Here is a 12007-nt window from a genome sequence, read left to right on the forward strand (position 1 = left end):
ATAACATCTTAAGTAAGAGGGTAGGTAACAGATAGATTAATAAAAAGAAAAAAGTGATCGAAATTAGATCACTTTTTAAAAATATTCATTATTCGGTATAATACATAAATCCAATAGCTCCTGGACCAGTATGAGTACTGATTACTGGGGTTGTATCTGTAATTTCAATATCGATAATCCCCGTTAGCTCTGCAACTTTTTCTTTACATAAATGAGCAAGTTCCAGGCCATCAGCATGACATATACTTAAGCTTTTTAGTGTTTTTCCATTAATATCTTCCATAAAATGCTTAATAACGTATTTTACTGCTTGGGTTTTACTTCTTACTTTTGCTACGGGAGAATATTCCCCATCTTCTAAAAGAGCAATAGGTTTGATATTTAGAAGGGAACCGATCATAGCCCTGCCTTTTCCAATTCTTCCGCCTTTCACTAAATTTTCAAGAGTATCAACGATGACATATAATTTTGTACCTAAACGGATTTTCTCAATTTCCGCTAATATGTCTTCCATCAGCTTACCTTCTTCTGCCATTTTTGCAGCTTCTCTAACTTGAAAAGCTAGTGCCTTGGTAATGAAGGATGAATCGATAATCGTGACTTTGGTAGTCGTCATGTTTGCAGCACTTCTTGCAGATTCTATCGTACCGCTCAATTTACCAGATAAATGGATAGATAGAATTTCACTTCCATCCGCCCCTAATTCATCATATAGTTTAAGAAACTCTCCAACTGCCGGTTGAGAACTTTTTGGCAACTCATCCGCAGCTTTCATTTTATTCATAAATGTTGTCGGAGTAATATCGACTCTATCTAAATACGTTTCACCTTGAATTGTAATTGATAAGGGGATTACATGTATATTTAACTTTTGTGCTTCTTCTTGTGATAAGTCACATGTTGAATCTGTTACAATTTTAATTTTGCTCAATTCGTCACATCCTAGAGATATTCATTGTCTATTATACAGGTTAATCGTATTGTTGGATAGGATATAATATAGCTTTGAAGGAAAAACATTGCTATTATGAACTCAACGTTCTATGATTAAAAAAAGCTCTATAAAATAAGGATGGTGAATGATTTGCAGACAACCTATTACACGGATGGAGAAACATATAATTGGAAAGAAGAATTGGCAAATGCCATAACACACGGAATAGGCTTTTTATTAAGCATTCCTGCTCTAGTTGTTCTCATTGTCTCAGCAGCTAATAATGGAGGTGCGCTTCAAGTAGTCAGCTTTACTATTTTTGGTGTGACGATGCTCCTTCTTTATTTGTTTTCAACGATGCTTCATAGCTTCAAACCATCTAAAGTTAAGAATGTTTTTGCAATCTTAGACCATTCAGCAATTTATCTTTTGATTGCGGGAACATATACTCCACTGGTACTTATCTCTCTAAACGGTGCACTTGGATGGACACTTTTTGGTATCGTATGGGGACTTGCAGTAGCTGGAATCACATTAAAATGTTTTCTGATTAATAAATTCCGAATCATTTCTACTATCTTTTATTTGGCCATGGGATGGCTCGTTATTATCGCGATCAAGCCTCTTTATTTGAGCTTAAGCGGAGCGGGGTTTGCCTTATTACTGACTGGAGGCATTCTTTATTCGGTTGGTGCAATTTTTTACATTTGGCGTAACCTTCCCTATTCACATGCAATTTGGCACTTATTCGTCATTGCAGGAAGTGCATTTATGTACTTCTGTATATTATTTTATGTATAGATAGAATAACGTAAGCGCCTTGTAGTGGAAGGATGGCTAAAACCGCAACGTCTTGTTGCAACGCCTTCCTGATCCGCATCCTGCGGACCTCCGACAAGCAAATGTTCTGATATGCAAAAAGTCTGGTCTTTGACTTTTTAGCATATCAGGTTATTTGACCTCGAGGGGCTAGGCGCTAAAGCTGGACATAGAAAAGCGTAAGCGCCTCGTTCACCGACGCGTTACAGGTTTAGTAGACGTTCATTTGTGCTTTTGTCTTATACTAAGGAAAAGTACAAGAGGTTTACTAGTCGATAGGCCAAGGAATTGAACAGAGAAAAGCGAATCCACGAATGGATTCGCTTTTTACATTCTTTCGTATACCCTAAATTCATAATCATACGGATTTTTCTCGTCTTTCGGTCCTTTTTGACTTGATTTAAGAACCCATTTATTCCAGTCTAATGCTGGAAAGTATGTATCACCCTCGAAAATGTGAAATATTTTCGTGATATATAAACGATCCGCTTCTTCCATAAATAGTCGAAAAATCTCTGCCCCTCCAGTAACGAAAGCATTTGATTTATTTCTTTCAATCCATTGAAGAAGCTCATTTTTAGAATGAAAAACTAAACATCCTTCTGCTTGATAATTTTCATCACGAGTAAGGATTATATTTGTTCTGCCGGGAAGAGGTCTTCCTATTGATTCATATGTTTTTCTTCCCATAATGATAGCGTGACCCATCGTTGTTTCTTTAAAATATTTTAAATCCGCAGGAAGACGCCAAGGTAAATCATTATTTTTTCCAATTAATCCATTCTCATCCTCAGCCCATAAAAAAGAAATCATACACTCACTACTCCTTTAATAGCTGGGTGTGGATCATATCCTTCGAGAATAAAATCATCAAACTTAAAAGCAAATAAATCCTTTACTTCTGGATTTAACTTCATTGTTGGTAAAGGACGAGGTTCCCTTTGCAACTGAAGTTCAATTTGCTCAATATGATTCGAGTAAATATGAGCATCACCAAGTGTATGGACAAATTCACCTAGTTCAAGATCCGTAACTTGAGCGATCATCATCGTTAACAATGCATATGAAGCGATATTAAAAGGTACGCCTAAAAAGATATCAGCAGATCTCTGGTACAGTTGGCATGATAATTTTCCGTTTGCTACATAAAATTGGAAAAGACAATGACATGGAGGAAGTGCCATTTTATCAATTTCGCCTACATTCCATGCATTTACAATCATTCTGCGTGAATCTGGATTGTGTTTAATTTGATGAAGCACATCCTTAATTTGATCAATCGTTCCCCCATCAGGAGTTGTCCATGACCTCCACTGTTTTCCGTAAACAGGGCCTAAATCCCCATTTTCATCCGCCCACTCATTCCAAATTCTTACGCCGTTTTCTTGCAAATACTTTATATTTGTATCGCCTGCTAAAAACCATAATAGTTCATGTATAATAGATTTCGTGTGTAGTTTTTTTGTGGTAACCAACGGAAAACCTTTCTGTAAGTCAAATCTCATTTGATAACCAAAGGTACTGATTGTTCCCGTACCTGTTCGATCTTCTTTTTTTGTACCGTTTTCTAATACAGTTTTACATAAATTTAAATATTGTTCCATTTAGACACTTCCTTATATCATTGTAATCCAGCGAAAAAATTAAATGTTTTGGGAGCATATTTCTTCATTATATTTCTAGTATCTTCAGAAGAAAAATAATATGCAAATCCTTCGGCAAAATATTCCTCGTCATAATTTAGGAAATATGAATTATTCGGGAATAATAATTTTGCTTCATTCGCCCAAATGTTTTTAAATTCACTCTTTTTATCATTATAAACTAAATGATAAAGTGTATGTGCTAATTCATGGTATTCGAGTAAAACCGAACCATGTCCTTTTCCTTTATTACTGTAGCCTATTTTCACTAAGACAAGCTTCGATCCTCCAATTCCAGGAACATCATCCCAAGTAACGTTTTCAGGATAACCCCGAGGAATTTTTCCTTTTAAATATGCAGCACTAGGATTATCTGTCAACTTTCCGTTAAAAAGAATAATCTTAACCCTATTCTCATCAACCTTCGCCAAAATGGATGGAGGCAGTTGGTCAAGTCTTTTTATCATTTCAGTTGCTTCATCATGATTATATGAAACTTCCGGCAACACAATAATATCCTTTAAATAGATTCCTGATTTTAAAGTCAATCCAGCATATAAATCGTTCTCACTCAAAGGAATACCTTCGTATGTTGCTTTAGAAGTGGTAGTAATTGCAAAAATAATGATAAATAAAAAAGGCGTAACAATTAACCATTTGCGCATTCTTAGCCCCTACTCCCCCAGCAATCTATATATTTATAAAAATATTATATCATTTTTTGTAGATTAGGAGAATGACCTTCATATTACCAAAAAGAAGATTACCATAAAAAAAGCAAGAACGCAGAAGCGAACTTGCTTTTATACTGTTTGCCAGTTAGGAGGCGTATTTTTGTCCCATTGAATGGTTCCGATCGTATAGTGAGTTTGAAATTGATCATGATAAGTATGATAGTGAAAGTTAAATGTATATCCTTCTAGAGGCGGTTTATCTCTTCTAACATGAAAAAGGATTATATCTTGGTTTGTTTTAGTATTGTAAATATTGAATATTTTCTCGCTTACCCCGCCACCAGGTGCTTCTGTTACGGCCAGGTTATTAAGTTCATCATCGGAAAATTGGGCAGCTGTCATGTCAATAGCCGCTTCAATATTAGGCAAAATGATTTCTTCAAATTCATCCTTGATTACATTGGAAATCTTCGGTCCAAATTTTATCAATGCTTGTCGCTCAGCTTCATCTGTCATCATTTCAACGAATTGTTCTTTATGAGATTTTACTGCAACCTGGACGTCTGTATCGATAATAGGTTTTTGTACAGTATCATTAGTTGCATTTCCTCGATGCTGCGCCTTTGGAAGATCATCATTTTCAGACCATAAAGAATGGGAAGGAGTAACAGCTCCGAATGTTAAAATCGAAACTAATACGAATAACGATTTTCTTAACCATAATTTCATCGCTGCTACTCCTTTCTTTGAAAAAAATATATATTTTTATCATATACTATTTTTAACGTAACATCGATAAAAAGTTTCGTTTTGTATCAAAAAAATGGCAATTGTATGAATTTCCGTTATAATGATAGTACTGTATGGACAAGGAGGGTATTCTTCATGAGCATTCTTATTAATATAGGGGCATTTATCATGTTAGGTTATTTTGTTTATTGTGCAATAGCTGACTAAAGCTGCGGGAAAGTATTACCGCAGCTTTCTTTTGTTCAGCTTAAATACTTGCTAAAAGCATCATTTATATTTTTTACAATCGTATCAACATCGTTATCCTCTATATCTTCCCTTGGAATAAAATGAACTAATTCTTTTCCTTGAAATAGCGCCATTGAAGGTGAGGAAGGTTCCTGCCCTTTAATATAACTTCTCATTTTTTCTGTTGCATCACGATCCTGTCCTGCAAAAACCGTAACAAGATGATCAGGCTTATTTTCGCTAATTGATACAGCATGAGTGGCAGCTGGTCTCGCAAGTCCTGCCGCACAGCCGCACACTGAGTTGATGACAACGAGTGTCGTCCCTGCAACACTTTCCATAAACTCTTCTACTTCTTGTTCAGTCAACAATTCTTGAAAATTGGCATTCGTTAATTCTTCTCTCATTGGTTTTACAATTTGTTTCATGTATTCTTCATATGCCATTGACATATCTATCACTCCTCATATTCTCGCTTATTTGCTCCTAGCTTCAGTCATTTGCTTCCAAACAGAGCCTTTCGCTTCTTCTCCGCCTTCAATTCGTTCAATAGCCATTTTTATTTGTAATTGAACTTCAAATTCTGGATCATTCTCAGCTTCTTTTAAGGCTGGCAAAGCAGTTTCGTTTCCAACTTCATATAAAAACATTGCCGCTCTCCAACGCACAATTCTACTTTTATCTTTTAATGCTTCACACATTTCACCCATTGCTTCTGGAAAGCCAAGATCCGATAAACAATCACCTGCAGTCCTTCTAACAGTAACCGTTTTATCCTTTAGTCCTTTATATAGCAAAGGCAATACTCGTTTATCTTCTATCATTCCTAAATAGACGACCGCTAAGCGACGAATGGATAGCTTCTCGTCAGATAAGGCTTTTTCTAATACGGGTAAATCTTCGATTATCGGGTCTTGCATTTGCTCAAGTAATTGGTATCGCTTTTTCCAGTCCGGATCATCAAGCATATTTGGTGTAAGTTTTATTAACTTTCTAATGTGTTTCACTTCTTCGGATGGGTTTAGTGCTCTATTTATTAATGCTTGCAATCTTTCTTCCGGGTAAGCTGCACCTAATTCATCGACCACTTCTTTTCCAATTTGATCGAATTCTCCATAGCGTGCTCCTAAATCCTTCCACTTGCGAAGGAGGATATAATTATCATCTGGGAGTTGAGCTTTACTCATCGCTTCTTGGAATCGGTTTGGGAGTCCGTATCTTTTTTCTTCATTTCCACTCGTAAGTTTTACTTGGAGTGGTATCTCTTTGAACATTTGAATTTGTACATTAACTTCTCCAAAATGCTCATCCGGCGTTTGATTTTCTATATTTAAAGCGCTGGTTTCTTCACCAAACGCCTCTCTTACTGAAGGCAGGATTTCTTCCCAGCTATATTTTCCATTTCTTTCTACAGCTAAAAAATCTGCTACTTGATAGACGCCGTTAACTCCTTCAATATTGAGGATTTTTTTAATGGCAGGCGGAGCTCCTTCAGCTTGATCTTTTTTATAGTTATTGTTTTTTCCGGCAGCCAAAGCTTCGTCTAAAACAATTTTCATTGTATTCGGACTTGGAGTAGGTTCAATTGTTACTATTTTCATCTCTCATATTCCCCCTCTAAGTTTCTATTTTTAATATTGTATCATAATACTCTTTTACGCTAAAAAATTTGGATTACACTAACTCCGATAAATAAGACCATCTTGATATTAAATGCTCTAAATGATCGTTCAACTGTTCAATTTCATTCATTAGCTGTTGAGCCTTTTCAAAATTACTTCCTACACTCTCCAGCTCTTCAGTCAATTGTGTCAGGTTGATTTCTGTTTCAGAAATATCATCCTCAATTGTTTCCCACTCTTTTTTCTCATGATACGATAATCTTTTCTTTTTAGGTTGTTCATTAGTAGGCTGCAAAGATTTTTGTTCTGTTTCGATATTTTTTCTTTCTCCCATTGCCTCCGTTTCTAAATAATCGCTATATGTTCCGTAAAATTGATTTATTTGCCCATTCCCTTGAAAGATAATTAACTGATTAGCTGTTTTATCAAGAAAATATCGATCATGCGAAACCGAAATGACGACGCCAGGAAATTCGTCTATATATTGTTCAAAAATCGTGAGCGTAGCTGTATCTAAATCATTCGTAGGTTCATCCAGTAACAGTACATTCGGTTTACTCATTAAGAGACGCAGTAAATATAATCTTCTCTTCTCCCCGCCAGAGAGTTTTTTAATAATAGTTCCATGGGTGCTCATTGGAAACAAAAAACGTTCCAGCATTTGGGCGGCTGAAATGGTTTCACCTTTATTTGTTTCAACTACTTCTCCAGCTTCTCGAATATACGCAATAATACGTTGATTCTCATCCATTTCTTCATTTTCTTGTGTATAGTAAGCAATTTTTACTGTTTGACCTGTTACCAATTCTCCTTTATCTAATTTCATCTTTCCTGCTAATAGATTCAAGAATGTTGATTTTCCGCTTCCGTTCCTTCCCACTATTCCAAATCTGTCACCTGGTTTGATCAATAAGTTAAAATCTTTTAAAATCACTTGATCTTTAAAAGATTTTGTTGCATCAATAAATTCAAAGACTTGCTTTCCTAATCGACTTCCTTGAAGCGAGATATCAACCTCAGCCTTAGAAGGAACTTTCCCAAGCTCGCCTTCCAATTTGTCAAATCTTTGGATTCTAGCTTTTTGTTTCGTTGATCTTGCTTTCGCACCACGTTTAATCCAAGAAAGTTCATTTCGATATAAATTTCTTCTCTTATCTTCAGCTTGCAACTCTTGTTCTTCTCTTAATGCTTTCGCTTCAATGAAAGCTTCATAATTTCCATCATATGAATATAAACGACCATGATCGAGTTCCAATATGCGATTCGTAGTCTGATCAAGAAAATATCTATCGTGGGTAACGAGCATAACCGCCTTAGGATACTTATTTAAAAATCCTTCCAACCATTTTATTGTTTCATAATCTAAATGGTTTGTTGGTTCGTCTAGTAAAAGCAGGTCTGGAGTTTCTATTAATGCTTGTGCTAGTGCTACTCTCTTTTTTTGTCCTCCTGACAATAATCCAATCTTTTTGTTTACGTCAGTGATGCCCAGCTTGGACAAGATAACCTTTGCATTTGTACTTGCTTCCCAACCATTCTTTGCATCCATTTCTTTTTGATACTCAAATAATGTATGCTGATATTTTTCATTTTCAGGGTCTTTTTCTAATTGTGCTAAAGCTTTTTCGTATGATTTTACTAATTGAATAATTTCAGCATCGCTATTGAACACTTGGTCAAGAATCGTTAGTGATTGGTCCATTTCGGGTGCCTGTGCTAAATAATAAATGGTATAGTCTTTTGGATGAGTAAATGTACCGGAATCAGGTTCATCGATTTGAGCAATTAGCTTGAGAAGACTTGATTTTCCCGTTCCGTTCACCCCAATAATGCCAATTCTTTCTTTCTCGTTTACATGAAAGGAGATATTCTCAAATAATTGTTTTTCTCCATATACTTTTGTAATATTTTCTGCTGAAAAAATTTTCAATCAAACCATTCCAATCATCATTGTAATAAGCAGTATGGATTTACCTGCCAGCTTCCTTAAATCTTTTTAAAATAATCCAATCGCCGCACCATTTTCATCTACATCCATGCGGTAGGCTGCAGGTTGTTTAGGAAGGCCAGGCATTGTCATCATTTCACCAGTTAAGGCAACAATAAAGCCCGCACCTAGTTTAGGTTTTAGTTCACGGACATGTATTGTGAAATCAGTCGGTCTTCCAATTTTTTGAGGATCATCAGATAAAGAATATTGAGTTTTAGCCATACAAATAGGAAGATTCCCCCAACCAAGCTCTTCGAATTCTTGTAATTGCTTCAGTGCTTTTACTGAAAACTCTACGGCCTTACCACCGTATACTTTTTGAACAATTGTTTTAATTTTTTCTTCTAGTGATGTATGCAAGTCATATAAATATGTAAATGAATGTTGATTAGTTTCAATTTCTTGAAGAACTTTTTCAGCTAAATCAACCGCTCCAGCGCCTCCCTTTTCCCAAACCTCTGTTAAAGATACTGGAATGTGATTTTGTTCACACCATCTTTCCAGGACAGAAATTTCGGCCTCAGTATCTGATGAAAAGCGATTGATTGCTACAACATATGGAAGACCAAAATGAGTGATGGTTTCAATATGTTTCATTAAATTTTCCATCCCTTTTTCAAGAGCTAAAATATTTTCATGTTGCAGTTCTTGTTTGGAAAGTCCACCATGCATTTTTAACGCTCTAATAGTCGCTACTATTACAACCGCTTCTGGCTGAATCCCCGCACTTCTTGATTTAATATGCAGGAATTTTTCCGCTCCAAGATCCGCACCAAATCCTGCTTCTGTTACAACATAGTCGGCTAATTTTGCAGCGGTTCTTGTTGCCATTACACTATTGCAACCATGGGCGATGTTAGCAAATGGACCGCCATGAACGATCGCCGGCGTATGTTCAATCGTCTGCACAAGATTAGGCTTTAGTGCATCTTTTAAAAGCAATGTTATAGCCCCTTCAACACCTAAATCTTTGACGGTAACAGGTTGTTTATCATATGTATAAGCGATGACGATCCTGGAAATTCGATGCTTCAAATCTGACAAGTCAGTCGCAAGACAAAGAACTGCCATTATTTCCGAAGCAACCGTAATGTCAAATCCATCCTGGCGTGGTATACCTTGAATGGGACCCCCAAGCCCAACAACAACTTCTCTCAGTGCACGATCATTCAAGTCAACCGCTCGTTTCCATACTATCCTTCTTTGGTCTATATTTAATGAATTACCATGATGAATATGATTATCGATGAGTGTTGATAAAGCATTATTTGCGGTCGTGATGGCATGAAGATCTCCTGTAAAATGTAAATTTATATCCTCCATGGGAAGTACTTGAGCATATCCCCCACCTGTCGCCCCCCCTTTGATCCCCATCGTCGGTCCTAGTGACGGTTCACGGAGAGCTATAATCGTTTTCTTTCCGAGCTTCGATAAACCATCACCTAGTCCAACGGTAACAGTTGATTTACCTTCACCTGCAGCAGTAGGGTTAATGGAAGTGACAAGAATAATCTTTCCATCTTTATTTCTTTGTATATCACGAATCTTTTCAAAAGAAATTTTTGCTTTATATTTACCGAAATATTCAATTGTCTCACTAGAAAGGCCAATACGATCTGCGATAGTTTGAATTGGCTGCAGTTCTGCCTCTTGTGCAATCTCAATATCCGATTTAAATTCGCTCATCCTCAACAACCCCTCCGGCTATTTATTCACTTTTAATTGTAACATGGCAGTGGTTAAATACCACTTGGAGAAATGAAAAAAGAACCTTATATGGGTTCTTTCAGACTGTAGACAAACTCGACGAAAGTCGGGTTTGCCTACAGTCTATTTTTTTATAAAATTATAGATATACCAATACTTGAGGTGATAAAAATGCTGACTAAGAATAAATCAATCCAACGGGACCAAATCGAAATGATCGCTCTTGACCAACTTGTACCAGCGAACCATCTGGTTCGCAAGATAGAGGCGGCGATTGATTTTTCATTTATTTATCCACTTGTGGAAGGTATGTATTCAGAAGTCGGTCGCCCAAGTATTGACCCGGTCGTTTTGATTAAAATGACATTTATCCAATACCTATTTGGCATCCGTTCAATGCGCAAAACCATTGAGGAGATCGAAACAAATATGGCCTACCGTTGGTTTCTGGGCTTTGGTTTCTATGATAAGGTCCCTCACTTCTCGACATTCGGGAAGAATTATGAGCGACGTTTCAAAGACAGTGAACTCTTTGAACAGATTTTTTACAAAATCCTGAAAGAAGCTGCCACCAAAGGATTGATTAGTGCTGAGCACGTATTCGTTGATTCCACTCATGTAAAGGCAAGCGCGAACAAAAGGAAGTTTGCCAAGAAAGTTGTACGGAAAGAGACGCGTGCTTATCAGGAAAGACTGAATGAAGAGATCAATCAGGACCGTGAGGACCATGGTAAAAAACCTTTTCCTCCGGACAAGTTCGAAAAAGAAGAGTACAAGGAAATCAAAGAAAGTACAACGGATCCGGAGAGTGGTTACTATGTGAAGGATGAACGTACGAAACAGTTCGCCTATTCTTACCACGCCGCAGCTGACAGGAACGGTTTTGTCCTTGGTGCTATTGTCACGCCTGGAAATACTCATGACAGTCATATCCTTGAGCCTTTGGTAGAGAAAGTAATTGAGAAAGTTGGAAAGCCTGAAGCCGTTGCTGCTGACGCTGCCTATAAAACCCCTGCTATTGCACAGTATCTGTTAGGTAATGATATCAAGCCAGTATTACCGTACACTCGTCCCCACACAAAAGAGGGATTCCTGAAAAAGCACCAGTATGTCTATGACGAGTACTATGATTGCTATATCTGCCCAGACGGGCAGTTGTTAGAGTATGTCACCACTACGAAGGAAGGATATCGTCAGTATAAGTCCATTCCCTCCATCTGTAAGGATTGTTCCTTACTTTCACAATGTACTTTGAGCCAGAATCACCAGAAGGTGATCCAAAGGCACGTGTGGCAAGATGCTGTTGAGGAAGCGGAACATCTTCGTCATCAAGACGACATCAAGGCAATCTACGCAAGAAGAAAAGAAACCATCGAGCGTGTATTCGCCGATGGAAAAGAAAAGCATGGTATGCGTTGGACAACCCTACGGGGTCTTAAAAAATTGTCCATGCAAGCGATGCTTACTTTTGCTGCCATGAATCTGAAAAAGATGGCCAGCTGGACATGGCAAGGTCCAGAAGTGGCCTAAGAAAATACCTCTTCGAGGCATCTATATCCTTAAAAACCAAAAAAAACACAATAGGCACTTCGAATGTTTCCATTCGAAATGCCTTTTGTCTACAATCTGAAAGAACCTTA

Annotated in this window: 11 protein-coding genes; 2 read left to right on the top strand and 9 right to left on the bottom strand. The window is 37.2% G+C overall.

The features are described from left to right. Positions 1 to 88 precede the first annotated feature (88 nt). Positions 89 to 931, bottom strand: coding sequence for a DegV family protein (locus KHA97_RS04995; RefSeq protein ID WP_213123608.1), 843 nt, complete (start codon positions 929 to 931; stop codon positions 89 to 91). Positions 932 to 1072: 141 nt separating this feature from the next. Here KHA97_RS04995 and trhA point away from each other — a divergent pair, with 141 nt between their 5' ends. Then, on the top strand, positions 1073 to 1735 hold the full coding sequence (trhA, locus tag KHA97_RS05000) for a PAQR family membrane homeostasis protein TrhA (RefSeq protein ID WP_213123609.1): 663 nt from the start codon (positions 1073 to 1075) through the stop codon (positions 1733 to 1735). 345 nt (positions 1736 to 2080) lie between these two features. Here the strand turns inward: trhA and KHA97_RS05005 are convergent, their stop codons facing one another. From KHA97_RS05005 to KHA97_RS05040, 8 genes are all read right to left on the bottom strand, one after another. Next, positions 2081 to 2566, bottom strand: a complete 486-nt coding sequence (locus KHA97_RS05005) for a dihydrofolate reductase (protein WP_213123610.1) — start codon at positions 2564 to 2566, stop codon at positions 2081 to 2083. Then, positions 2563 to 3357, bottom strand: a complete 795-nt coding sequence (locus KHA97_RS05010; RefSeq protein ID WP_213123611.1) for a thymidylate synthase — start codon at positions 3355 to 3357, stop codon at positions 2563 to 2565. The genes KHA97_RS05005 and KHA97_RS05010 overlap by 4 nt, the downstream gene beginning before the upstream one ends. Before the next feature lie 17 nt (positions 3358 to 3374). After that, a complete protein-coding gene (locus KHA97_RS05015) occupies positions 3375 to 4061 on the bottom strand; it encodes an anthrax toxin lethal factor-related metalloendopeptidase (protein ID WP_213123612.1) in 687 nt (228 codons plus the stop codon). 138 nt (positions 4062 to 4199) lie between these two features. Next, on the bottom strand, positions 4200 to 4799 hold the full coding sequence (locus KHA97_RS05020) for a YpjP family protein (RefSeq protein WP_213123613.1): 600 nt from the start codon (positions 4797 to 4799) through the stop codon (positions 4200 to 4202). Between the two features lie 263 nt (positions 4800 to 5062). Further along, complete coding sequence (locus KHA97_RS05025; RefSeq protein ID WP_213123614.1) at positions 5063 to 5500, bottom strand: BrxA/BrxB family bacilliredoxin; 438 nt, start codon at positions 5498 to 5500, stop codon at positions 5063 to 5065. A 24-nt stretch (positions 5501 to 5524) separates the two neighbouring features. Continuing rightward, a complete protein-coding gene (locus tag KHA97_RS05030) occupies positions 5525 to 6649 on the bottom strand; it encodes a conserved virulence factor C family protein (RefSeq protein WP_213123615.1) in 1125 nt (374 codons plus the stop codon). A 73-nt stretch (positions 6650 to 6722) separates the two neighbouring features. Then, positions 6723 to 8594, bottom strand: coding sequence for an ABC-F family ATP-binding cassette domain-containing protein (locus KHA97_RS05035; protein ID WP_325167430.1), 1872 nt, complete (start codon positions 8592 to 8594; stop codon positions 6723 to 6725). A 72-nt stretch (positions 8595 to 8666) separates the two neighbouring features. Next, positions 8667 to 10346 carry a formate--tetrahydrofolate ligase gene (locus tag KHA97_RS05040; protein ID WP_213123617.1) on the bottom strand — a complete coding sequence of 560 codons (1680 nt, stop codon included), beginning with the start codon at positions 10344 to 10346 and terminating at the stop codon, positions 8667 to 8669. 192 nt (positions 10347 to 10538) lie between these two features. Between KHA97_RS05040 and KHA97_RS05045 the strand changes: the two genes are divergently transcribed. Next, positions 10539 to 11897, top strand: a complete 1359-nt coding sequence (locus KHA97_RS05045; RefSeq protein WP_213123618.1) for an IS1182 family transposase — start codon at positions 10539 to 10541, stop codon at positions 11895 to 11897. The last annotated feature ends 110 nt before the right edge of the window (positions 11898 to 12007 follow it).

The organism is Lederbergia citri, assembly GCF_018343625.1.
In the GTDB taxonomy this organism is placed as follows: domain Bacteria; phylum Bacillota; class Bacilli; order Bacillales; family Bacillaceae_C; genus Lederbergia; species Lederbergia citri.

Bases quoted from the DNA above. Each gene is read 5' to 3' on its own strand.
- KHA97_RS05015 (WP_213123612.1), bottom strand. From the start codon at position 4,061: ATGCGCAAATGGTTAATTGTTACGCCTTTTTTATTTATCATTATTTTT.
- KHA97_RS05030 (WP_213123615.1), bottom strand. From the start codon at position 6,649: ATGAAAATAGTAACAATTGAACCTACTCCAAGTCCGAATACAATGAAA.
- KHA97_RS05020 (WP_213123613.1), bottom strand. From the start codon at position 4,799: ATGAAATTATGGTTAAGAAAATCGTTATTCGTATTAGTTTCGATTTTA.
- KHA97_RS05010 (WP_213123611.1), bottom strand. From the start codon at position 3,357: ATGGAACAATATTTAAATTTATGTAAAACTGTATTAGAAAACGGTACA.
- trhA (WP_213123609.1), top strand. From the start codon at position 1,073: ATGGTGAATGATTTGCAGACAACCTATTACACGGATGGAGAAACATAT.
- KHA97_RS05040 (WP_213123617.1), bottom strand. From the start codon at position 10,346: ATGAGCGAATTTAAATCGGATATTGAGATTGCACAAGAGGCAGAACTG.
- KHA97_RS05045 (WP_213123618.1), top strand. From the start codon at position 10,539: ATGCTGACTAAGAATAAATCAATCCAACGGGACCAAATCGAAATGATC.
- KHA97_RS05005 (WP_213123610.1), bottom strand. From the start codon at position 2,566: ATGATTTCTTTTTTATGGGCTGAGGATGAGAATGGATTAATTGGAAAA.
- KHA97_RS05025 (WP_213123614.1), bottom strand. From the start codon at position 5,500: ATGTCAATGGCATATGAAGAATACATGAAACAAATTGTAAAACCAATG.